Annotated in this window: 20 protein-coding genes; 8 read left to right on the top strand and 12 right to left on the bottom strand. The window is 41.8% G+C overall.

The window, feature by feature from the left end; all coding sequences use genetic code 11:
• Positions 1-200: 200 nt before the first annotated feature.
• Positions 201-779 (top strand): Fe-S biogenesis protein NfuA, encoded by a 579-nt coding sequence (nfuA, locus tag J8L86_RS10335; protein WP_055025978.1) that lies wholly within the window; start codon positions 201-203, stop codon positions 777-779.
• 206 nt (positions 780-985) lie between these two features.
• Positions 986-1,573, top strand: coding sequence for a type II secretion system protein (locus tag J8L86_RS10330; protein WP_211030152.1), 588 nt, complete (start codon positions 986-988; stop codon positions 1,571-1,573).
• Between the two features lie 103 nt (positions 1,574-1,676).
• Here the strand turns inward: J8L86_RS10330 and J8L86_RS10325 are convergent, their stop codons facing one another.
• Positions 1,677-2,756: a PepSY-associated TM helix domain-containing protein gene (locus tag J8L86_RS10325; RefSeq protein ID WP_211030150.1), complete on the bottom strand. Its 1,080-nt coding sequence runs from the start codon at positions 2,754-2,756 to the stop codon at positions 1,677-1,679.
• A gap of 578 nt (positions 2,757-3,334) precedes the next feature.
• On the opposite strand from J8L86_RS10325, the gene J8L86_RS10320 reads away from it, so the two are divergent.
• Positions 3,335-5,473, top strand: a complete 2,139-nt coding sequence (locus J8L86_RS10320; protein ID WP_211030148.1) for a TonB-dependent receptor — start codon at positions 3,335-3,337, stop codon at positions 5,471-5,473.
• A gap of 125 nt (positions 5,474-5,598) precedes the next feature.
• On the opposite strand, the gene J8L86_RS10315 is transcribed toward J8L86_RS10320, so the two are convergent.
• The 3 genes from J8L86_RS10315 to dinF all read right to left on the bottom strand — a co-directional run bounded on the left by J8L86_RS10315 (position 5,599) and on the right by dinF (position 10,968).
• A complete protein-coding gene (locus J8L86_RS10315; protein ID WP_211030146.1) occupies positions 5,599-7,548 on the bottom strand; it encodes a S9 family peptidase in 1,950 nt (649 codons plus the stop codon).
• Between the two features lie 54 nt (positions 7,549-7,602).
• Entirely contained in the window at positions 7,603-9,537 is a 1,935-nt protein-coding gene (locus tag J8L86_RS10310) for a S9 family peptidase (protein ID WP_211030144.1), read from the bottom strand.
• 81 nt (positions 9,538-9,618) lie between these two features.
• A complete protein-coding gene (gene dinF, locus J8L86_RS10305) occupies positions 9,619-10,968 on the bottom strand; it encodes an MATE family efflux transporter DinF (RefSeq protein WP_211030142.1) in 1,350 nt (449 codons plus the stop codon).
• A gap of 9 nt (positions 10,969-10,977) precedes the next feature.
• Between dinF and J8L86_RS10300 the strand changes: the two genes are divergently transcribed.
• The 4 genes from J8L86_RS10300 to J8L86_RS10285 all read left to right on the top strand — a co-directional run bounded on the left by J8L86_RS10300 (position 10,978) and on the right by J8L86_RS10285 (position 15,071).
• Positions 10,978-12,024, top strand: a complete 1,047-nt coding sequence (locus J8L86_RS10300) for a polysaccharide deacetylase family protein (RefSeq protein WP_211030141.1) — start codon at positions 10,978-10,980, stop codon at positions 12,022-12,024.
• A gap of 714 nt (positions 12,025-12,738) precedes the next feature.
• On the top strand, positions 12,739-13,146 hold the full coding sequence (locus J8L86_RS10295; protein ID WP_197495561.1) for a PadR family transcriptional regulator: 408 nt from the start codon (positions 12,739-12,741) through the stop codon (positions 13,144-13,146).
• Positions 13,133-14,020 (top strand): sensor domain-containing protein, encoded by an 888-nt coding sequence (locus tag J8L86_RS10290; protein ID WP_065110198.1) that lies wholly within the window; start codon positions 13,133-13,135, stop codon positions 14,018-14,020. The genes J8L86_RS10295 and J8L86_RS10290 overlap by 14 nt, the downstream gene beginning before the upstream one ends.
• 43 nt (positions 14,021-14,063) lie before the next feature.
• Positions 14,064-15,071, top strand: a complete 1,008-nt coding sequence (locus J8L86_RS10285; RefSeq protein WP_211030140.1) for a type II CAAX endopeptidase family protein — start codon at positions 14,064-14,066, stop codon at positions 15,069-15,071.
• 162 nt (positions 15,072-15,233) lie between these two features.
• On the opposite strand, the gene J8L86_RS10280 is transcribed toward J8L86_RS10285, so the two are convergent.
• The 5 genes from J8L86_RS10280 to J8L86_RS10260 form a co-directional block, all read right to left on the bottom strand.
• Positions 15,234-15,854: an SCO family protein gene (locus J8L86_RS10280; RefSeq protein WP_211030284.1), complete on the bottom strand. Its 621-nt coding sequence runs from the start codon at positions 15,852-15,854 to the stop codon at positions 15,234-15,236.
• A 109-nt stretch (positions 15,855-15,963) separates the two neighbouring features.
• Entirely contained in the window at positions 15,964-16,884 is a 921-nt protein-coding gene (gene cyoE, locus J8L86_RS10275; protein ID WP_065110196.1) for a heme o synthase, read from the bottom strand.
• 14 nt (positions 16,885-16,898) lie between these two features.
• Entirely contained in the window at positions 16,899-17,879 is a 981-nt protein-coding gene (locus J8L86_RS10270; RefSeq protein WP_055025404.1) for a COX15/CtaA family protein, read from the bottom strand.
• Positions 17,879-18,433 carry a hypothetical protein gene (locus J8L86_RS10265; protein ID WP_055025403.1) on the bottom strand — a complete coding sequence of 185 codons (555 nt, stop codon included), beginning with the start codon at positions 18,431-18,433 and terminating at the stop codon, positions 17,879-17,881. The genes J8L86_RS10270 and J8L86_RS10265 overlap by 1 nt, the downstream gene beginning before the upstream one ends.
• A gap of 21 nt (positions 18,434-18,454) precedes the next feature.
• Positions 18,455-19,222, bottom strand: coding sequence for an SURF1 family protein (locus J8L86_RS10260; protein WP_065110195.1), 768 nt, complete (start codon positions 19,220-19,222; stop codon positions 18,455-18,457).
• Here J8L86_RS10260 and J8L86_RS10255 point away from each other — a divergent pair.
• The gene (locus tag J8L86_RS10255) at positions 19,221-19,448 is read left to right on the top strand and encodes a DUF2909 family protein (protein WP_055025401.1); all 228 of its coding nucleotides are present in this window, start codon (positions 19,221-19,223) and stop codon (positions 19,446-19,448) included. The genes J8L86_RS10260 and J8L86_RS10255 overlap by 2 nt on opposite strands.
• Positions 19,449-19,476: 28 nt before the next feature.
• On the opposite strand, the gene J8L86_RS10250 is transcribed toward J8L86_RS10255, so the two are convergent.
• Genes J8L86_RS10250 through ctaD form a run of 3 tightly spaced genes read right to left on the bottom strand, consistent with a single transcriptional unit; the run spans position 19,477 to position 22,530 of the window.
• On the bottom strand, positions 19,477-20,352 hold the full coding sequence (locus J8L86_RS10250; RefSeq protein WP_055025400.1) for a cytochrome c oxidase subunit 3: 876 nt from the start codon (positions 20,350-20,352) through the stop codon (positions 19,477-19,479).
• Positions 20,349-20,912 carry a cytochrome c oxidase assembly protein gene (locus tag J8L86_RS10245; protein ID WP_065110194.1) on the bottom strand — a complete coding sequence of 188 codons (564 nt, stop codon included), beginning with the start codon at positions 20,910-20,912 and terminating at the stop codon, positions 20,349-20,351. Before J8L86_RS10245 ends, J8L86_RS10250 begins: the two co-directional genes overlap by 4 nt.
• Before the next feature lies 1 nt (position 20,913).
• On the bottom strand, positions 20,914-22,530 hold the full coding sequence (gene ctaD / locus J8L86_RS10240) for a cytochrome c oxidase subunit I (RefSeq protein ID WP_055025398.1): 1,617 nt from the start codon (positions 22,528-22,530) through the stop codon (positions 20,914-20,916).
• Positions 22,531-22,532: the final 2 nt, after the last annotated feature.

The following is a 22,532-nucleotide window of genomic DNA, read 5'->3' as shown; positions in this document are numbered from 1 at the left end:
AATCTCCATTAAAAACCCGCTTAAATAGGATATTTTTTGTCACACTTGCGAGATGAGGGCTATAAAGCAGGAGCAAGTAGGAGTATCATAGCGCTAAATCTTAGTAAATCACTCAAGTACTATTTAGATGGTGCACCATGTTGTACGGGTACTGATTGAGCTAAGTAGCATTTTTTTAAGTTTTTCAACGGAGCAGTTATATGATCAACATTACTGATACGGCTCAGGCGCATTTTGTAAAATTACTGGCCGATCAACCTGAAGGCACTCATATCCGTGTGTTTGTCATCAGTCCAGGCACCGCTCAAGCTGAGTGCGGTGTATCTTATTGTCCGCCAGATGCTGTAGAAGCAGATGATACTGAGCTTCCTTTTAATGGATTCAGTGCCATGGTTGATGAAAAGAGTGCACCATTTTTAGAAGAAGCTAGCATTGATTTCGTGACCGATCAGCTGGGCTCGCAACTCACGCTAAAAGCCCCTAACGCTAAAATGCGTAAAGTGGCTGCAGATGCACCGCTAAAAGAGCGTATTGAGTATGTGATTCAATCAGAAATCAATCCACAGTTAGCCAGCCATGGTGGTAACATCATGCTAGTTGAAATCACTGAAGAAGGAACCGCTGTTCTTCAATTTGGTGGTGGCTGTAATGGTTGTTCTCAAGTCGATATCACCTTAAAAGATGGTATTGAAAAGCAGCTATTAGACATGTTCCCAGGTGAACTAACAGGCGTTAAAGACGTGACTGATCACCAACATGGTGCTCACTCTTATCAATAAGCGTTAACGCAATATTGATACTAAAAACGCGGCAATATATGTCGCGTTTTTTTATGGCTTTTTCAAGCTGAATGCCATTGAATATAGCCAGTTATTTACCCTTCCTTATTCTTTACCTTGTTACACTTGTAATGCTTTTGTTTGATGTAATGGCTGATGAGTATTAAACTTGCGCTATACCTGAAAGTATTATTAAGGAGAAACAAATGGCGTTTTTTGTAAACACTCGTAATGTTTCTTCTGCTAAAGGCTTCACCATAATCGAACTGGTTATTGCGATTATTGTGTTGGCCATTTTAGCTGTTATCGCAGCGAGTCAGTTCATTGATGTGAAACGTGATGCTGAAATCAGCCGCGTAAAAGCAGTGGCGGCTTCGTTTGAGCAGTCAGTTACCTTTGCGCATACTCGCTGGCAAATTATTGGTGGAAGTGAACCAATGAATGATTTGCCTGATTTTGCTGATAACGATTTAGATATGAATGCCTTTGGCTATCCATTAGGCACAGGCAAAGGTAATCCAATGGGGAACCCAGTTAATATTGGCCAAGGCCAGGCTGGGTGTGTGGATTTGTGGAATGCATTGATAGAAGACCCACCTAGCGTTGCCATTAGAAATACATCTGATGAAGTTGATTTTGAATCCTATCGCCACAGTGCAGATGGCGGTACTGGTGCGACGCAATGTACTTATGTATTAAGAACACTGGGAGATACCAGAGGACGAAATCGCGCAGAAATCAAGATTGTTTATGATTCGGTAGCAGGGACTGTCACTCCTTTCATTGAAGATTAACCCGTACTCCACAGGGAGAGTTAGGTGTCATTTCAACGTTTAATAAAACAAAACGGCTTACTGTTCCCAGTAAGCCGTTTTTTTGTTGTCATTTTAGCGGTAACTAGCGTTTCTTTTTAAAGATTCGGCGGTAAAAAGTCACCGCGCTGAATATTAAGATTACTGTGCCAATCAATGCGATGACAGTGATAAATGCCACATACTTAAACGGCATATTCATTGCGTCATGCAAAGGTCTAACAAACGTAGCGATTTGGCCTGAAAGTGGTCTATCGCTGTGAAGCAGTGCCGACGTAATTGTGCCTTTATCATAGTTCATGTTGATACTATCAGCTTGACGTAACCAAACGTCATTATGGGTATTAAATCGATAGCTATAAATTGCGTCAACAGGCTTTTTAGGTGCCTCTGCCTTCGCTTTTGGATCCGGTCTAGGCTGACGTGGCTTGCTGATTGATACTAACTCAGAATCTGGCCATACACTTTGTGCCGTTTGAATTTGGCTTTGCCAATCTTTTGCTTGGCTGATTGGGTATTGAATACTGCTATCTGGCGTTGTTTTAAGTGCGCCTGTCCACAACCCTTTGTAAGTAATTAAAAAGCCAGTAATACACAGTAAAAATAAAGGAACTGAGATGAAAAGTCCTAGTTGAATGTGGCTTTTTACTAAGCTGCTTGACTTAGTATTGCTTGGGATTGAATGCTTTAACCTGAATGTTTTGCGAACACGCAACCAAAGATAAATACCCACTAAGGTAATAACACCACCGATCATCGATGCCCATGCATTAAGGTATTTACCAAAATCACCTAATAAGAAGTTGCGGTGTAGCCAGAACATGGTGCTATAGAGTGGAATATCTCTCATTTTATAGGTTGATAGTTCATTTAAATCGTTATCAAAAGCAATGGAGTGGCCTCTTGCAGCGATTTCGACATACGGAGAGTATTCAGTTGGAAAGCGAACCGTGCTCATTTCAGGGTAACGTTCAAAAAGTGTTTCGGTAACGTGCGCTTTTTGCTCAGACGTTAACGGCACATATTGCTGCCCTTTGTCGTCCATTCTTTTAAGCATATCCATGCCGCCAAGATAAACACCTGTCGTTAACACAATCAGCATAGAAACACTGATAACGAAACCAACCCAGTTATGAAACCATTTTAAAGCAGGGACTACATTCATAGTGAAGTTCTCAAAGTACGTTATTAATGGCCAGTCAAAGATTGATAAGCCTGCTTCACTGCCAATAAATGACCGTCAAAGCAAAAAATTTTGGGAATGATAATTAATCTCATTTCTTTACACAATTAAAGAAATGTAAAGACGCAACTTAATCAGAAAGATTGCCAAACAGGTCACAGTTTTTAATGAATGTTAAATATTGGGTATTTTAACAAGTGCATAACTATTCTCTATTTATTCACGTGGGTAAAAGACGCTTATTTCAATTAAAGCCTTTTTGTATAAGAGATACGAGCCTACATGCTTTGTTATGATTTTGTTAATTGTTGATTTTAATCGATTGTTGGGTTTGTTTTGGGTTTCGGTGGTTTTGTGATGAAAAGTAAAATTTTTTATTCTGTTAACATTAAAAACAGTTAATACGCAATATTTATTCAACAACCGTAATGGGATTTGTTCTCATTAGTGCGGTTGTTCACAGTTCTTAACACCATTCATAAATAAAACTTCACAAAACAAAGAACGCAAATGATAATCCATCTCATTAACGATAACTGCCAAATTAAGGGCTATTTTGTATGAGAATTTCACCAATTGCGTTCGCTGTTCTAGCAAGCTTAGCGTCAGCATCAGTTGCAGCAGAAGAAGCTGCGAATAACACTGAGTCAAGTCAGGGGTTTACCGCTGAAATTGAGCGCATTCAAGTCACTGGGATGAACTTCAACAACTACAAAGTGGGTTCTTCTTCTGGCGCAATGCGTGGCGATATCGACTTAATGGACACGCCGCAGTCTGTGAATGTGATCCCTGATTTTGTTACCGACGAGCAGTTAGCAAGAAACTTATCAGAAGTACTTGTTAACGATTCAAGTGTGACCGGTGGTAGTGAAAAGTGGAACCGCCAAGTATTCAATATTCGTGGTTTTGAATTAGATTCAGGTAGCGGCTTTTTAATTAATGGTCAGCAACAATGGTCTCACTACGTACAGCCAATTGAAACGCTACAACAAGTTGAAGTGTTGAAAGGTCCATCAAGTATGTTATACGGTCAGTCAGGTCCTGGTGGCTTGATTAACATGGTCACTAAAAAGCCAACTTATGACACGCTATTTGATGTCGCATTTGATACCGATGCTCACGGTTCTACTCGTTTTCAGTTAGATGCAGGCGGCGCGTTAAACGATGCAGAATCTATTCGCTACCGCACTGTGTTAGTGAAGCAAGATACGAAATACTGGCGTGAATACCAAGACGGTAACGGTGAGCAAGAACAAGAACGTGACCGCTTTTTAGGTTACATCAACCTTGAATTTGACTTACACGATGACGTGATGCTGTCGGTTAAATATGACTACACCGATGACAAAACAGGTATCGATAGAGGTGGTTGGTTAGACGATAACGGTGACTTAGTTGGCGACCGTGAAGATATCTGGGATATGTCTTGGGCATTCACTGACAACAACGTAGAAAACTTAGGTGCTGACTTAACTTGGTATATTTCTGACGATTGGAAAATGACCACAGGTTATAACCACCAAACCTTTACTCGCCAACGTTTAGATTCGTCTCCTTCTATGGTGTCGGGTATGGATCCTGTGACCGAAGGTTACCAAATTAAAGCCTTTGACCGTTACGATGATTGGCAACACAAAACAGCTTATATGGATTTCACGGGTATCGTGAATGCCTTTGGTATGGAGCACCAATTATTAGTCGGTGCTAACATTCTTGATTATTACTACGGTCAGCTAAGAGACAGTGGCGATGCGCAAATTGTCGTGCCTGGTCAAGATGTTCCAAGACCTGATCTTGATTACAACAATGACCCGACCAAGTCAGAATCTAGCTACAAGCATTATGGTTTCTATGTTCAAGATTTAATGACCATCAACGATGAGTGGCAAGTGCTTGCTGGCGTTCGTTATGATGAACAAAAGAAAGATGGTGAAGGTGAGAACAGTTATGCCGTATCACCTAAGTTTGGTGTGATTTACTCACCATCTGAGAATGGCAGTATTTATGTTAACTACTCAAAGAGCTTCAACCCTCAATCAATCGTGAGTAGTGATAACGATGTCAATGAAGGCATGAACTTAGAGCCTGAGTACGGTGAGCAATATGAAATCGGTACTAAGTGGGAACTGTTTGATGGTGGCTTATTGTTAACGGGTGCGGTGTTCGATACCACTGTGACAAACGTGACTGTGCAAGAGCAACTTGAACAACCAATTGGCGATAAAGAATACATCACAACTCAAAGTGGTAAGCAGCAACACCGTGGTTTCGAAATGGGTGCACAAGGTCAAGTTAGCGACAATGTGTTCATAACGAGCTCAATGATGTACTTAGATGCGCAATACATTACTAGCGCAGAAGATACTGCACAGCTTGATGGTAAAACACCTGTTGATGCACCTGAGTGGTCAGCTAATATTTGGACACGTTACGAAGTCACTGAAGATTTAGCGTTTAACATTGGTGCAATTTATGTGGGTGAGCGTTTTGCTAATACACAAAACACCATTGTTAAAGATGACTATGTTCGTTTTGATTTTGGTGCAGCATATACATTTGCCGTGCAAAACACTGATATGAGTGTTCGTTTTAACGTTAAAAACCTATTTGATACTGACTACTTAGGTGGTGGTACTAACACTGATGTCACTGTGGGTGAAGGTAGAAACTTTAGCTTAGCGTTTGAAGCAAAGTTCTAAGATAAGTGTAAAACAGCCTTTCAGGTAAACCGTGTTTTAGTGAAAAGCCCTAACGTCAGCGATGATGTTAGGGCTTTTTTTATTTAGATAAATACTGCAAAGCAAGAATGAGGGCTAAGCTCACTTTATAGGTTGGTAGCAAGGAATTTCTCAATCGCTTTGAAAGTCATTAAACGATGTTGATTATTGCTTAGGTAGTGATTGCCATTTTCAATTTCAACATATTCAACTGGTTTATCTAATGCGTCTAACTTGCGATACATATCTCGGCTTTGACTGACTTGAACCACTTTATCGTTGTCGCCGTGGATCAATAAAATAGGCACATTAATTTTGTCAGCATGGCGAATAGGTGAGTATTCATAAAGTTCATCATAATCATCACCAAGGGTTTTCTTAGTTAATTCATGGGTCGTATAAAAACGCGATAGTTTTACTAAATTCTCTACATCAGCGACACCAGCAAAACTGATGACACACTGATAAAGCCCTGGGTTCATGGCTGCGCCCATCATGGCTGCATAACCGCCGTAACTGCCACCAACAATACAAATTTTGTCAGGGTCTGCGATACCTTGGTTGATTAAATAGCGTGTGCCTTGATCAACATCGCCCTGCATGGCCTTACCCCAACCTTGCATACCCGCCTTCTTGAATTCATAGCCCAAGCCTGTAGACCCCCTGAAGTTCATTTGCAATACCGCGTAGCCTCGGTTGGCAAAAAACTGAGTCCAATAATCAAAACTGTCAGAGACATAACTATGAGGACCACCATGTGGAAATATGATCGTAGGCAGTTTTTTGGCTTCAATGCCCTTCGGCAGGGTGAGATAAGCTGGAATTTCTAAACCATCTTTCGATTCATAGCTGATTTGTTGTGGCTCAACTAATAGCGCGGGTGTTAATTGAGAATATTTAGCTGCAATCACTTCCAGTCGGTTGGCATCACGATCGCCATACAAAAACAATCCGGGTTGAGTGGGGCTGGTGGCGAACACCATATAGCGGCGTTCATTTTTACTGAATTGAGTCAGGTAGTTTTGGGTATCGGGTAACGCCGCTTTTAAGCGCTTGTTCAGCTTTTGATAGTTTTTATCCCAAAAATGATATTCATTGTCAGTGCCGGTCGCAATGCCAATGGCTTGACGAGTTATTTTCGAATGGATAAGTCTGGCATTCACATCAGCATTATCTTGTTTATACACTAATTTTTTCGTTAATTTAGGGTCAGTTAAATCCACTTTGAAAACGGCATAAAAGTCTTCATGGTAAGCTTTTACATAAAGCGTGTTGGGGTTGACATCAAACCCCAGTGGAATAACGGTTTCTTCAGAATAAGCTTCACTTTTCCACAACAGTCGTAAGTCGCCATTGGCTTCGCTTTGCTCATAAATTCGGTACTCGGTGGTATCCCGATCTTGATAAGTGGCAATGCGTACCCGATGCTGTTGATCCGTCATCCAATCAATAACGTGTTCTCGATAATATTGTTCAGTGGTAAAGCTGCCGTTATATAAATTGACTTTGATGACTGTTGGTTCGCTGACTCGTTTACTGAAACCCGATACAGATAAAAGAATATGTTCAGGATCTTTAGGCAATAAATCAATAACGTCGCCTTGATATTGTGGGATAGAGTCGAATCGTTTTAACGCTTTTTTAGTTAACACACTGCCAGCTTCACCCGTGCTCAAATTGTATTTAATGAGTAGGCTCTCATTGGCATTTTTACCAAAACGCTTAGATGGCATGAGTGCGGTTATCAGCAGTATTTCATCACTCGCCCAAGTTAGATTAGTGATCATGAACTTTTCGTGATCGTTTTTCATTGGGATATGAAATTGACCTGTTTCAGTATTAAATAAGGCCACAATTTTATGTGGTACTTCTGCAGTATCGTCTAAAAGAAGTGAAGCAATATGCTTACCGTTGGGGGACAGTCGTACATGACTTACATCAGGAATACTGGCAAAAGCCTCAACAGGTAATTGGGTGACTTTTGATGTTTGCGCAGGGGCTGAAAAAGGCGTATTGGTGATACATAACAACAGTATCAACATAAAAATCCGTTTCATTTAAAGCTCTCTTTGGTATTGCCCACCCTCAATGTGAGGGTGGGGTTAAGTTGGTTAAAGTAAGTTTTTTTGTAGGAAGGCTTCGATTGCCATAAAGGTGTTAATGCGGTGCTTGTTATTACTTAAATAATGATCGCCATTTTCAAGTTCGATATATTCAACTGGCTTGTTAAGGTCTTCGAGTTCATCAAACATATCTTCACTGTGTTGTACCCGTACCACCCGATCTTTATCGCCATGGATAAGTAACACTGGCACATTAATATCTTTGGCTTTACTCAGAGGGGAGCGCTCATATAGGGCATCATAATCATCGCCGATTTGTTTTTTGACGATTTCAAAGTTGGTGTAACGTCTTGACGACTTCACTAAATATTCGATGTCAGTGACACCGGCAACACTGACAGCACATTGATAAAGATCTTGAGTGGTAGCAACGCCCATTAGTGCGGCATAACCACCATAACTTGCGCCCACAATGCAGATTTTATTGGGGTCTGCAGTGCCACGTTCAATTAACCATCGCGTGCCATCTTCAACATCATTTTGCATATCGAGCCCCCAGTTTTTAAGGCCCGCTTTCATGAAGTCATAACCATAACCCGCAGAGCCCCTGAAATTCATTCTTAACACCGCATAACCTCGGTTGGCGAAGAACTGGGTCCAATAATCAAAACTGTTTGAGTCATAACTAATTGGGCCACCATGGGGGAAAATAATGGTCGGTAAGTTTTTAGCTTCTTGGCCTTTGGGGGTGGTTAGAAACGCTTGGATGTCTAAACCATCACGGGCTTGATACGTCAGAGTTTCGGTATCGGCTAACACATCAGGTGACAATTGTTTGTAGCGATAAGCAATAGGTAAGAGTTGGCCAGCATCTCGGTCGCCAAAAAAGTAGATCCCTGCCTCTTTCGCGTTGGTTGAATAAACGATATAACGGCGCTCATTTTCACTAAATTGAGTGATATAGTTGCGGTAATCTGGCAGAGCTTTGTTCAATCCGTTGGCAAGGCCAATGTATTCTTTATCCCAAAACGTGTATTCAGACTCATCGCCATCATCAATGCCGATCACTTTCTTTTTTAATTTTGAATAAATTAGCGAACCATTGACGTCACTAAACTCTTTGCTGAAAACTAATTCTTTAGTGAGCTTAGGATCTTGTAAGTTAACTTTAAAAATAGCCTCATAGCCTTCATGGTAGGCTTGTACATAAAGTGTGTCTTTATCTTCTGCAAAGCCCATTGGCCATACTTGGTCTTCTTCAAATGCTTCGAACTCCCAAAGGAGCCTGCGGTCTTTATGGGCATCAGCTTGCTCATAAATTCGATACTGGGTGTCTTTACGATAAATACCAATTCGAATTCTATTTTGTCGGTCTGTTACCCAATCGGTAATATTACTTTCAGCAGGTTGTTTGAAGCGAACGTTGCCATTATTTAAATTCACCTGAATGACGGATTCATATTGAGGTTTGTTGCCTAAACCATTGCTACCAAGCAATATATGTTTTTCATCATTAGGCAGATAATCAATAATGTTGGATTGAATTTGCGGCATCCACTTAAACTTTTTAAGACCCAAACGGCTGAGTAAGTTCGAGGTTTTTTTCTTGCTCAGAGAATACTTAATAATCCGTGTTTCTGTGGTGGGAGTACCATAACGAACAGCAGGAAATTTTGCTTTAACAAGTAACAGGTCATCACTTGCCCAACTCATCGACAATATGACAAATTTTTCATTATCTGTTTGGATAGGGAGAAGTGACTCACGGGTATCAATATCCAAGATATTAACTATGGTGCCTTGTTGCTCGTCGGTATTAAGCCTCACTAATGAAGCAATGTATTTACCATTGGGTGACATGGTCACATGGCTAACATCAGGAATGCTGGCAAAAGCTTCTAGGGGCAGCTGTTGATTTTTAGCAACAACTGAATTAGCCAACAGCATCACTGATGCTGAAAGCAAGATTAAAATCCGTTTCATTTACACTATCCGTATTGGCTCTTTTGTTAACTTAATGTTATCAGCAACGGGTTAGAGATTGATAGACTATGGTTCTTTAAACTACTGAAAACCATATATTTGTCTAAAAGTTTTACTAAAACGGTAATGTATCGCTAAAGATAGGCTTCGACACAGCATAAATGCACTCATTGCTGCCCATAAACCGTGATTGCCAAAGTTTTGCAGTACATACCAGCAAGGGAAAAACACGCCAAAGGTGGCAATCATCATACTATTACGCATAACTTTGCCTTGAGCTGCGCCAATATAAACGCCATCAAACAGGTAAGAGCCAAATGCCAAAAGCGGCATAAACACCAGCCAAATTAAATAAATGTTAGCTTGCTGCTGTACGACCTCAATGCTGGTGAGCATATTGATAATGGCATCCCCGCCTATAAAAAATAAAAAGCAAAAGCCCAGCGAGAATAGTAGCGACCAATAGCCTGCTAATGTCACTGAGTCATGCAATAGCGCTAAATCTTTTTGGCCAATCGCGCGTCCCACTTCAGCTTCGGCATAATAAGCAATACCATCCAAAGCGTAAGAGATAAGCATCAACAAGTTAAGTAAAACCGCATTCGCAGCTATGATGTCATCACCTAACCCAGCACCATAAAATGTCATAAAGGTAAAACTGGCTTGTAAGCATAGGCTGCGAATAAAAATATCACGGTTGAGTTTTAATAAGCGTGAATAACCTTTTAAGCTTAAATGAACTAAAAGCTGACGGAAGTGAAAATCGTGTTGTTGGTATAGCGCTCGTTTGACGATAGTCGCTGCAACTAAAAACGCACAAATATCGGCAATTACAGAAGCAAGAGCCGCCCCTTTGACGTTCCATTCAAAACCAATGACGAACAATACATCAAGGATAATATTCACTATGTTGGCAATGATTAACTGCCACATTGCCGCTTTGGGTGCTTGCCTGCCAAGTAACCAGCCCAATAACACTAAATTTACTAATGCAAAGGGAATCGACCAAATACGGATGTTAACGTACTCGCGACAAAAGTGTTGCACCTGTTCACTGGCTTGACTTAATGTCAGCGCAAAATCGATTATCGATTGCTGTAATAAAATCGCCGTAAAACCAAACATCAATGCCAGGCTGCAACCTTGAACCAGCAATTTTTGCTGAGTTACGTTATCATTAGCACCATAAGCTTGGGCAACCAGACCAGTGGTCGACATACGTAAAAAGCCCAACAGCCAGACAATTAAGGTAATTATTGTACTGCCTAGTGCCACACCGCCTAAGTAATAGGCTTCACTTAAATGACCAATAACAGCGGTATCGACTAAACCTAATAGTGGGATAGTGATATTGGATAAAATCATCGGCAAAGCTAATGCAAATAGCTGACGGTTTTTTTGGCTGTTAAATAGTAATACTTTTAAGGACATAGGAATCTTATGTTAAAACAAAGTCTGTTGGGATTAATTTGGCTTTTTTCTGTTAATGCGCATGCCGTGGTCATTTTGCAATACCACCACGTATCAGAAACAACGCCAGCAATTACCAGTGTGACGCCTGCTCAATTTGAAGAGCAGATGCAGTATCTTGCTGATAACGAGTTTACCATCATTAGCTTACAAGAAGCGGTTGATGCCATAAAACAAAACAAGCCAATCGCGGATAAAAGCATTGTCATTACTTTTGACGATGGCTATGACAGCATTGCAAAAGCGGCTGCGCCTGTGCTGAAAAAGCATCACTTTTCTTACACTTTGTTTGTGTCGGTTGAACCGATTGAAAAAGGGTATGCAGGGATGATGAGCTGGGATGACATTAATCAACTTGCTAAAGATGGTGCGACGATTGCCAATCACAGTTGGGCGCATGAGCATTTGAATCGTAAGCTTGAAGGCGAAACTAAGCAGCAGTGGTTAACTCGTATTGAGAAAAATTTATTAGACACCGAAGCTGAAATTAAAAAGCACACAGGCCAAAGTGTGAGAATGCTGGCTTATCCATATGGTGAATATAATGCTGATGTTGAAAACATCCTCAAGCAGCATGATTTTATAGGATTAGGCCAGCAATCTGGTGCCGCAGGTAAATACTCTGCATTAACCGCATTACCTCGTTTTCCTGTGGCAGGCCCCTATGCAGACTTGGATAGTTTGAAAGTTAAATTTACCAGTTTGAACATGCCCGTTCTCAAACAAAATATCAATGACCCTTTATTAACTGCTGGTAATTGGCGTCCAGAGCTGACTGTTGAGCTGGATACAAGCGATATTTACCCACATCAAGTCATGTGCTTTGTTCAAGGGCAAGGGGCTAAAAAGCCAACGTGGATTTCTGAGACGGAATTTAGTATTCAAGCGCCAGCTAACTTACCAGCAGGGCGCAGCCGCTATAACTGCACAGCGCCGAGTAAAACCCAAAATGGCTACTATTGGTTTTCACAAGCGTGGGTGAGACCGAATAATGATGGAAGCTGGCCAAAAGAATAGTCTTTTGGTTTGATGTTTTGTTGATTTCCAAACTTCGTTTGGAATAGAACAAGGTCGTGGGTTGTCCACCCACACCCGACCAAAAGGGAGTGAACGGCAACTCCCTCTTGGAACACCCACCCGCTCCGGCGAAGTTTTAAAAAGCGAAAACTTCCAACGGAGGTTTCCATAGCTTTTGACTTCGTTTGTAGCCTGCTTCGGCAAGCTGTGAAAATCACTAACGCTTCCGGTGGGGCGTCCCTTCCCCTCGAAAGCTAGCCAGACATCCATGTCTGGACTCACGTGATTTTCTTGCTTGCCTCAATTCAATTGAAGCATTCAAGCCTTTTAAGACTTTTATTCGTGCTTAACTAGGGCAAGCGAATCTGCGGATACAACAGTTCCCCATTGAAACTTCTGAAATGCGTTAGCTATTTTTGAATAAGCATGAGGCTTGCTCGCTTTTAAGAGCAATTTCGTAGAGGCGGCAAGGCTCTTATGAAAATCAGCGAAAAGGGAAATGCTGTTGTTTCCCTTTCGTCTGGTGTGGGCGAAGCGCCACGACCTTGAACCTAATTCAAATGAAGTTTGGAAATCAAAGTTGAATAAGTGGTATTAGGGTTTCATTAAGTATAGGTAAGTTCCAAATTCTTAAGCTTAAAAGATATCACTAGTATTTAGTTAACACTAGTGATATCGTGCCACTAGTATTAACTAAACACTAGTGGTTGTTACGTGAATGGAATTGACAAAAAAGATATCAAAGAGCATGAAGAAGCCGTTGATCTGTTGATTAAAAAGTTTAGTAAAGAACTCAACTCAGGCACTTCTGCACTTGTGCTGCTGAGTATATTGAACAACTCAGATAAACCACTTTATGGATATCAGATTTCCAAACTTTTAGGTCACTCTAATACAGACAAGCAAGGAGTGATCTATCCTGTGCTGCGGAATATGGAGGCTAAAGGCTTATTGGAAAGTCAGGTACTCCCTTCTGAAAGCGGACCTCCTAGGAAGTACTTCACTATCTCAATATTGGGCAAAAAAGTATTAGAAGAGTGGTTGCAGATTTGGCAACGCACTCAGCTTTTTGTAAATCAAATAATTACAGGCAAATCAAATGGAAACGATGAAGTCAAATAAAGCTATCGAAAAGGATATTCAACATTATTTACGTGAGTTAAGTGCCGCATTACACAATCAAGATTTATCATTAGTACAAGATGCTAAATTTGACGCGGAAAGTCACTTTCGTGCAGCACTATTAGAAACAAGTAATAAAGCCAATCCTATGCCGGATATCATCCAAGATTATGGTACTCCGCAAGTTATTGCTCAGCATTACTGTGACATGGAGTTAACTGTTGATTTAGCATTTCATGGTAGGAAAGAGTATCGATCAAAGGTTCAATCCGATTCAATTTTCTCGATATTAAAAGATACTGCGGCCTTTAAAGCGCTTATTTACTATTTTATTAGCTTCCCATTATCTATGGTCTATATAGCTTGGGTGTTATTGGTTGGGCTAAGTAGCGCCGTTGCATCCCTTGTATTGATTGGCATACCGTTATTTATTTTTTTCATCAACTCAATGCGATATTTCTCATTATTTGAAGGGCGATTAATTGAGCCGTTATTAGGTGAGCGCATGCCACATAGGCCTAAAATTCTGCATAACCTATCTCAGTTCAGGTCTCTAAAAGGAGTTATAGCTTTAATTAAAAATCGCGAGAATTGGACATCGATATTGTACCTATTGCTTCAGTTACCATTATCTTTACTGTATTTCACTATTTTCGTTTTACCAGCAGTATTTTCAATTTTGTTATTCTTATCGCCAGTTATTGACCCATTACTCAATACGATAAACCCTTCTTTGAGTATTGATATTAATTGGTACTGGCTCCCTATTTCCGCCCCTCTTAGTCTTATCGGTTTAATGCTGTCGTTACATGCAGCAAAAACTATCGGAAAACTGCATGCAAGATTTGCTAAGTCCATGCTGGTGACAATTTAACGAGAAAAGTTAAATTCTAGCTCTTAAATATGAGTATTTAACAATGAAAATATTGAAGACGTTTGGAAAAAGGTATCCTGTTAGTGCTTTTCTGATTCTTTGTTTTGGATTTACCTGGTCAATTTGGTTTACCGTTCCTTTCTTTGCAGGTTCTGATTGGTCGTTAGGGCGAATATATGTTGGTGCAGGTTTCGGGCCTGCATTAGCAGCCATTTTTATGAACCAGCTATGTGGCCATGGAGCTGACATTGGAAATAAAAAGTGGTGGTTATGCTTTAGTACTTTTTTCGCATTGTTGTTTGGATTGTATTTTTCAATACTGCTAACTGGTGATGGCATTACAGCTGAAAAATTTTCTCAGGCTAGACCAGCTGGAATTTCTGTTACAGGAATCCTAGGTGTAATAGTGTCTGCAGTAATTGGGAGCTTTGTAATCGCCTCTTTGGCTGTTAGTCGTTCAAAAGCATTAAGTTCAGTGGGCAAGTGGCGTGTATCGATTAAGTGGTGGTTAATCGCTTTGTTGCTCCCTTCTGTATGGATGATGTTAGGTGTGTTAATGGCTAGCATGACTGGAGAAAAGATACAGGTAGAGGCAGTCGAGCATAATTTAGAGTTGCAGACTTGGGGGTTATACACCGCACGTTCAATTTTGCTCACATTTTTGGTGGTCGCTATTGGCGAAGAGGCAGGTTGGCGAGCGTGGATTTTACCGCGTTTACAGCAACGATTTAGTCCACTTCTCAGCTCGGTATTTATCGGTATTGCTTGGGGTTTATGGCATTTCCCATTATTCGTTATCGGGCAATATAGTGATCCGCCTGAAATGGTTTTTGCTAAAGCAGGCGCTTGTATAATGTTGGGTATTGTTTTTACATGGTTATATAACCGTACAGGGGGAAACCTATTGATGGTGGTTTTGCTTCATACCGCTATGAATAGTTCGCCAAGATTTGTACCTTTTTCTGAGCAAATGGGGGTATTTTTAATTTTATCTCTCATCTGCATGATTGTTTTCGACAAAATGTGGCGTAAAAGTAGGGTACAACTTTAGCTTATTATCCTAATGGCTTAATAGAATTTATTTAGCTGTGGATTGCGACAAACGACAATCAAAGGATTAAACCTTTAATTGCTATCTCATATATGAACCCAAAAAAGCCTCAATATTTTCATATTGAGGCTTTGTCATAATTCAATTTCTAATCAAAAAACACTATGCACTTTCAATAATCAATTTCAAATCAGCAACCAGTTCTTTATTCAAAATCTGTGGAATTTTCCCTGGTTGTTGTTTGGGTTTAAATACCGCAAACTTTTCCCCTTTAGGCGACACTAAAACATAGCTGGTACTGTGGTCTACCTGATAATCAGCGCCGTCACCCACCATGGCATAGGCGAAACCTAAATCACGGGTGAACGGGAACAGTTGAGTGTGGTCAGCTGTGACAGCTTTAAAGTCTCGATTAAAAAAATTGATGTAATCTAAGCGCTTTGTTTGCGTGTCTCTGTCTGGATCAACAGATACAAACACCACCTGAATATCTTCTGATACTGATTGCAGTTCAGCATAAGCAGCATTGAGCTTATTTAACGTTGTCGGGCACACATCAGGGCACGAGGTAAAACCGACAAACAGTAAACTCCACTTACCGAGTAGTTGTTGATTGCCAAACTCATTGCCCAATTGATCATGCAGGGTAAAGGGGGCCAGTGGTCTTGGGTTATCAAAAAGATAACTACTTTGAAGGGCTAAGTCTGGCACCTGAGCCATCAAGGCCGTATTTGCTGATTGGCGAGGGAATAGCGCTGCAACCGCAACGCCTAAGCCCAACATGATGACGGCTAATAAAAGGATTTTTTTCAATCGGTCACTCCCCGTTTATTCATTGCAGCATTGGTTATTGCTATGTGCATAACTTAAGCCCATAGCTTAGACCCATAGCTTAGACCCACAAGTAGTGATCAACTAATAACACTAAGAATAAAATCATTAAGTGGTAAATAGAGAACTTGAATACATCCATTGCCAGACCAGGTTTGTCATGGAACTTTAATTGCCAAGCTTTATAGATAAACCCACAACTTAATAAAGTTGAACCGACTAAATAAACAGGTCCACACATGCCCACTAACACAGGTAATAAACAAGCGATGGCCAGTAATAAGGTGTAGAGCAATATGCAAGTTTTAGTGAACTCTACACCATGGGTGACGGGCAACATCGGCACGTCGACTTTGGCGTATTCTTTTTTACGGTGAATCGCTAACGCCCAGAAGTGTGGTGGTGTCCAAGTGAAGATGATGATCACTAAAAGCAGGGCATTACCATGTAACTCGTTGGTGACCGCTGTCCAGCCTAGTAATGGTGGCATGGCGCCAGCTAATCCGCCAATGACGATATTTTGCGGTGTGGCACGCTTTAAATATGCGGTGTAGACCACTGCGTAACCGATTAAACTGGCGAACGTTAGCCATGCGGTTAGCGGGTTAACCAACGCATACAGAATAATGAACCCACCTAAGCCGATTGAAGTGGCGAAGGTCATGGCTTTGATTGCTGATACTTTGCCTTTAGGTAAAGGGCGGTTGTAGGTACGCGCCATTAAGCCATCAATACGGCGATCGATAAGATGGTTATAGGCCGCTGCAGCACCTGCCATCATGGCGATGCCAATCATGCCAAAAATAAGCGGTTGAAGTGGAACAGCGCCGGGGAGCGCAAGACACATACCGACCAGCACTGTTAGCAGCATCAGTGCGACCACCTTGGGTTTGGTCATTTCAAAATAAGCACGCCACTGTAGTGGGCTAGAGCTAGTGTTGGTTTTCGTTGCGCTTGCGGACAGTGAAAGTGATTTAGCCATAATAGAATCCTTGCTTAAGCTTTACGCCACAGCGCATAGTTAATGAAAATAACGGTTAGCAGTAATAATGCTGCGCCGCCATTATGTGAAACCGCAATACCAAGCGGCAGGTGCATAACAATATTGCTAATGCCTAATCCCACTTGGATTACGACGAGTGCGAACAACAACCAAGCACTTTTACGCATCACTGATGACTGTGCTTTTAGTAATTTAAAGGCCAGCCAACATAAACAAGCGGCAGTGATAATGCCCCAAATTCGATGGGTTACATGAATAGTCATGCGGGCTGGGTATTCTAATACGCCAAATTCAAAGCTAGGGTGATCGCCTTGAAATGGCGAAAATGCTTTGGCAAACGCTAAGTTATCCATCCAATTGCCTTCACATATCGGTAAGGTTGTGCAGGCTAATGCGGCGTAGTTTGATGAGGTCCAGCCACCTAGTATGATTTGTAATATCAGTACTAGCATGCTGACCATAGCAAGCGGTGCAAGCTTTCTGGCGTAGGCATCACCACCTGGGATCCGCAAAGGTTTGGTTCTAAGGTAGAGTAATAGCAGTAACGAAAATAAACTGAATCCACCAATTAAATGACCCATTACGATAATGGGCATTAGCTTCATGGTAACAGTCCACATCCCGAGTGCGGCTTGAAATAGTATTAAGGCTGAAATAAATATTGGCAGTTTTTTAGGTGCATCTGCACGCTTCAAGCATACAATTAAAATGGTTAATACTAAAAGCCCTAGGGCTCCTGCAATATAGCGGTGGATCATTTCGAGCCATGCTTTTTTAGGCTCGACAGTTTGGTTAGGGAAATTTTCTTCGACTTTGGCTAATGCGGCGGAGTCACTTGGTACGCCAATATGGCCATAACAGCCGGGCCAGTCAGGGCAACCTAAGCCGGCATCAGATAAACGGGTATAAGCGCCCATTAAGATCACGGCAAAGGTAAACACCAAAGTGAATTTGAGTAAGGTTTTGATGTTCATTAACCGACCCTCGACAATTTGAGCATTTTGCGCAAGTCGCTGATCATGGATTTACCTTGCGCAATATTCTCTTCTTCACCAGCAATACCTGGATATTGCATGACTAAGCTACCGAGGGGATCAACAATAATAAGCTGTTGCTTTTCCATCATTGAAGTTAGCTGTGGGCTGGCTTGAGCGGTTGCAAAAGGCACATTTAAACTGGCTAAAATTTGGGTGTCACTGCCGTCTTGTAACAAAACAATAGGGCTGACACGATCTTGATGTTTACCCAATGCCACATGACTTTGATGTAAAACGTATAAACGTTGTTGGCATTGCTCAAGACATTGTTTTGGCAGTAGATAAAGTAACTGCCACGACTGAGGCTGAGGGTTGTCCATTGATAAGCTCTGATAGCTTATTGAAGGTGAAATCAGTTGGCCTTTATTGGTCGCTGCACCATTATAAAGATCCATACTGAGCACGAGTTTGGCCATAGCTACGGGTAGAATAAATACCAACAGCAGTATATAAAGCGTCTTGTTGCTCTTTGGTTTTGCTGGGGAGTTCATACTTGCTCCTCTTGTTACGACTTATTTTGTTATAGGGTGTGTTGATTTCTTCAACGTTTTAAAACCAATCCATAGCATGAGCCCTAAAAAAACCGCTGCCATGGTGAACCATTGCAATGCATACCCTTGGTGTTTCTGTGCTGATAAGGGAATGGGTGTCCAAGGTTTTGCTAATGTCATTGTTGGAGTCACATCTGGCTGCAATACTGCCGGTGCCAGTTCGTGGCCTACTTTCTCTGCTAAGGCCACAAGGTTTAAATTTTGAAACCGAATCACTTCATGGTTATTCATTGAAAATGTTTCGGCATATAGCGCTTCGCTTAATGGGTTTGTTTGTTTTTGATAGACCCGCCCTGTTAACTCATATGGCTGATTAGGCATGGGAGTCAGTGCTGGCAGAATACGTCTGTCTTTATTGGCGCCAACAAACCCTAGTTCAACCATTAACCAAGGTTGTGACTCAGACACCTTGACCAATTGATATGCGAGATAACCCACTTGACCGTTATGAACTTGATTATCAAGTAATAAAATTTGTTCGCTGACTGCGATGGTATCGACAGTTAATCGGTAACCTGTCACAGGGTCATTGTTAGCTAAATTAAGTAAACTTTGGTAATCCAATGCGCTGGCGGCTTGTCGTTCAGCTAGCGTGGTTTGCCATGCTTGTTTGTACTGGGCTCTATCGAGTTGCCATAAACCTAACTTGACCAAAATAGAAAACACACTCACAGTAACAAGCAGCAATAACCCAGTAGATAGTCGCCAGACTCGCAAAGGAGAGCCCATGGCAGCGTTAGATACCTTAGTTATTTTCAAGCTTGTATTAGTACTACTGCTTGTATTCATATTATTTAATTTAGCTAGAGCCTTGTTTATTATGGTTAAAGCTGAAAACAAACAGCCAATGAGTCAATATTTGGGGCGACGCGTTATCTTTTCAGCTGTGGTGATGTTGTTATTGTTGTTGGCCCTAGGATTAGGCTGGGTAACACCTAACCCTAGGCCGTATTAGCTCGCCTCTGTAGAGGTGAGCCATACTCTTAAATGACGTAGACAAAAATAAATAAGCATAACCAGACTACGTCGACAAAATGCCAGTACCAACTACCAGACTGGAAGGCAAAATGACTTTCAGGGGTAAAGTGGCCTTTGAGCACCCTAAAGAACAGAATAATCAAGAACACAGTCCCCAATGTGACGTGCATACCGTGAAAACCCGTCAGTAAGAAGAAAGTGTTGCCGTAGATCCCTGATGATAGTGTCAGTCCCATTTCTTGATAGGCATGAATATATTCTTCAACTTGTAAAAATAAGAAGCCAATACCCAATAAGATGGTTAGTCCTAACCAGACTTTTAATGCCCCACGCTTAGACTTTTCAAGAGACACATGGGCAAAGTGTAAAGTGACTGACGATGCGAGTAATATCAGGGTGTTGTATAGGGGTAACCCTGTCCAAGGCATCGCTTCAGTCGTGGTGCCATCAGGTGTTTTAGTGAGTGGCCACATGGCTTCAAAAGTCGGCCAAAGCACTTCATGGGTCATGGCATTGTTTGAAGCACCACCTAACCACGGAATAGCGACCATTCGTGCGTAAAAAAGTGCGCCAAAGAAGGCGCCGAAGAACATAATTTCAGAGAAAATAAACCAGCTCATTCCTTGTCTAAAAGAACGATCCATTTGCGCTGAATATAAGCCAGACATTGATTCATCAATGACGTTTTTAAACCAACCAAACAGCATAAAAATGATGACTGCGATACCAGCCACGAGAATATAGCCGCCCGATGTTTCTTCGGTGGCGAGTTGTTGTACGTACGAACCTGCGCCAAAAGCAATCAGGAATAACCCAATAGCGCCAATGATGGGCCAGGCACTTTGCGCTGGCACGTAATAAGTTTCATGTTTTGTTGTCATCTTGCTGCTCCTTGCTCTATGGCCGCAGTTTGTTTGTCTGTGATGTCATAGAGGGTATAAGAGAGAGTCAAAGTTTTAATGGAATCGGGTAAGTCAGGATCCACATAAAAGATTAATGGCAGTTCAGCATCAGCCTTTGCAGCTAGGGGCTGTTGATTAAAACAGAAGCATTCCGTTTTATTGAAATATGCAGCGCCTTGGCCAGGCGATACCGAGGGTATCGCTTGGCCTACAAGAGGTTTAGCAGAAAGGTTTTTTGCTAAAAATGCAGTGCGAGTTAGCTCACCTGGATGAACCTGTATTCGGTTCACTTTGGGGCCAAACTCCCATGGCATACTGCCTTGCACTTGGGCGATAAATTCAATAGTAATGGTGCGTTCTTTATCAACGACCACCGCTTCATAACGACTTGCTGTACCTTGAGGCTTTCCGTTAATGCCTAAGGTCTCGCAAAGCACGTCATAAAGCGGTACCAGCGCAAAACCAAAGCCGAACATACCTATTGATCCTAATACCAGACCTATAAGTAAGTTACGGTTTGATTTTGTTGGCTGGCTCATATCACTTCACCTCTGGTGGTGTGGTGAATGAATGGTAAGGTGCTGGGCTGGCAATGGTCCACTCCAGTCCTTCAGCGCCTTCCCAAGGTTTATCAGCCGCTTTCTCGCCACCTTTGACACATTTAATCACTACGGCTAAGAAAATTAGCTGTGATAAGCCAAATGCGAATCCGCCGATTGAGACAATTTGATTAATATCAGCAAATTGAATGGCGTAATCTGGAATTCGGCGAGGCATGCCTGCTAATCCTAAAAAGTGCATCGGGAAAAACAGCACATTGACTGAAATCACGCTACACCAGAAATGCCAGCGCCCTAGGGTTTCGCTATACATATGGCCAGTCCATTTTGGTAACCAATAATAGGCAGCAGCCATAATAGAGAACACCGCTCCAGTCACCAGTACATAGTGGAAATGCGCCACCACGAAGTAAGTATCATGGTATTGGAAATCAGCAGGTGTTATCGCCAGCATCAATCCTGAAAAACCACCAATGGTAAAGAGAATAATAAAGGCAATCGCAAATAACATAGGGGTTTCGAACGTGATTGAACCACGCCACATCGTTGCTACCCAATTAAATACTTTAACCCCTGTCGGCACCGCAATTAACATGGTGCAGTACATGAAAAACAGTTCAGCAAATACTGGCATCCCTGTGGTAAACATGTGATGCGCCCAAACCAAGAAGGATAAAATCGCAATACTGGACGTGGCGTAAACCATCGAAGCGTAGCCAAACAATTTTTTACGACTAAAGGTGGGAATAATGGCCGAGATAATCCCGAACGATGGCAAAATCATGATGTAGACTTCAGGGTGACCGAAGAACCAGAAAATATGCTGGAACATGACAGGATCACCGCCACCTGCGGCATCAAAGAAACTGGTACCAAAGTATTTATCGGTTAATACCATGGTAACCGCACCTGCAAGTACGGGCATCACTGCAATCAGCAAGAATGCAGTAATGAGCCATGTCCATACAAATAATGGCAACTTCATCCAAGTCATGCCTGGTGCACGCATATTAACAATGGTCACGACCACGTTAATTGCGCCCATAATCGAACTGATCCCCATGATATGCACCGAGAAAACAAATAGTGCAGTGCTATCAGGGCTATAGGTTGTTGATAGCGGTGCATAGAAAGTCCAGCCAAAGTTAGGGCCGCCGCCTTCCATAAACAGCGAACTCAACAGAATCGCGAAGGCAAATGGTAAGATCCAAAAGCTCCAGTTATTCATTCGAGGCAGTGCCATATCAGGTGCTCCAATCATCATTGGGATCAGCCAGTTGGCTAACCCTGTGAAGGCGGGCATGACGGCACCAAATACCATAATAAGACCGTGTACTGTGGTCATTTGGTTAAAGAAGTTAGGGTCAACTAACTGTAAGCCTGGCTGAAATAGCTCTGCGCGAATGACCATTGCCATCGCACCACCAGTGAGGAACATAATAAAACTGAACCATAAATACATAGAACCAATGTCTTTATGGTTAGTGGTTAATATCCAGCGCATGATGCCTTTTGGCGCGCCATGATGGTGATCATCATGGCCGTCATGAGAATGTTCATCATGAGCTGGGGTAGTATCTTGTGTAATTGTGCTCATCT

This window comes from Shewanella sp. MMG014, from assembly GCF_018100775.1.
In the GTDB taxonomy this organism is placed as follows: Bacteria; Pseudomonadota; Gammaproteobacteria; order Enterobacterales; family Shewanellaceae; genus Shewanella; species Shewanella japonica.
This window is presented reverse-complemented; position numbering and strand designations above follow the sequence as displayed.

Excerpts from the sequence above, each read along its gene's own strand:
- J8L86_RS10255 (WP_055025401.1), top strand. The coding sequence starts at position 19,221 with ATGGCAGCGTTAGATACCTTAGTTATTTTCAAGCTTGTATTAGTACTA.
- J8L86_RS10315 (WP_211030146.1), bottom strand. The coding sequence starts at position 7,548 with ATGAAACGGATTTTTATGTTGATACTGTTGTTATGTATCACCAATACG.
- J8L86_RS10245 (WP_065110194.1), bottom strand. The coding sequence starts at position 20,912 with ATGAGCCAGCCAACAAAATCAAACCGTAACTTACTTATAGGTCTGGTA.
- J8L86_RS10260 (WP_065110195.1), bottom strand. The coding sequence starts at position 19,222 with ATGGGCTCTCCTTTGCGAGTCTGGCGACTATCTACTGGGTTATTGCTG.
- J8L86_RS10270 (WP_055025404.1), bottom strand. The coding sequence starts at position 17,879 with ATGAACATCAAAACCTTACTCAAATTCACTTTGGTGTTTACCTTTGCC.
- J8L86_RS10290 (WP_065110198.1), top strand. The coding sequence starts at position 13,133 with ATGAAGTCAAATAAAGCTATCGAAAAGGATATTCAACATTATTTACGT.
- J8L86_RS10300 (WP_211030141.1), top strand. The coding sequence starts at position 10,978 with ATGTTAAAACAAAGTCTGTTGGGATTAATTTGGCTTTTTTCTGTTAAT.
- nfuA (WP_055025978.1), top strand. The coding sequence starts at position 201 with ATGATCAACATTACTGATACGGCTCAGGCGCATTTTGTAAAATTACTG.
- J8L86_RS10330 (WP_211030152.1), top strand. The coding sequence starts at position 986 with ATGGCGTTTTTTGTAAACACTCGTAATGTTTCTTCTGCTAAAGGCTTC.
- J8L86_RS10310 (WP_211030144.1), bottom strand. The coding sequence starts at position 9,537 with ATGAAACGGATTTTAATCTTGCTTTCAGCATCAGTGATGCTGTTGGCT.
- J8L86_RS10320 (WP_211030148.1), top strand. The coding sequence starts at position 3,335 with ATGAGAATTTCACCAATTGCGTTCGCTGTTCTAGCAAGCTTAGCGTCA.
- J8L86_RS10250 (WP_055025400.1), bottom strand. The coding sequence starts at position 20,352 with ATGACAACAAAACATGAAACTTATTACGTGCCAGCGCAAAGTGCCTGG.
- dinF (WP_211030142.1), bottom strand. The coding sequence starts at position 10,968 with ATGTCCTTAAAAGTATTACTATTTAACAGCCAAAAAAACCGTCAGCTA.
- cyoE (WP_065110196.1), bottom strand. The coding sequence starts at position 16,884 with ATGGCTAAATCACTTTCACTGTCCGCAAGCGCAACGAAAACCAACACT.
- ctaD (WP_055025398.1), bottom strand. The coding sequence starts at position 22,530 with ATGAGCACAATTACACAAGATACTACCCCAGCTCATGATGAACATTCT.
- J8L86_RS10325 (WP_211030150.1), bottom strand. The coding sequence starts at position 2,756 with ATGAATGTAGTCCCTGCTTTAAAATGGTTTCATAACTGGGTTGGTTTC.
- J8L86_RS10285 (WP_211030140.1), top strand. The coding sequence starts at position 14,064 with ATGAAAATATTGAAGACGTTTGGAAAAAGGTATCCTGTTAGTGCTTTT.
- J8L86_RS10280 (WP_211030284.1), bottom strand. The coding sequence starts at position 15,854 with ATGTTGGGCTTAGGCGTTGCGGTTGCAGCGCTATTCCCTCGCCAATCA.
- J8L86_RS10265 (WP_055025403.1), bottom strand. The coding sequence starts at position 18,433 with ATGAACTCCCCAGCAAAACCAAAGAGCAACAAGACGCTTTATATACTG.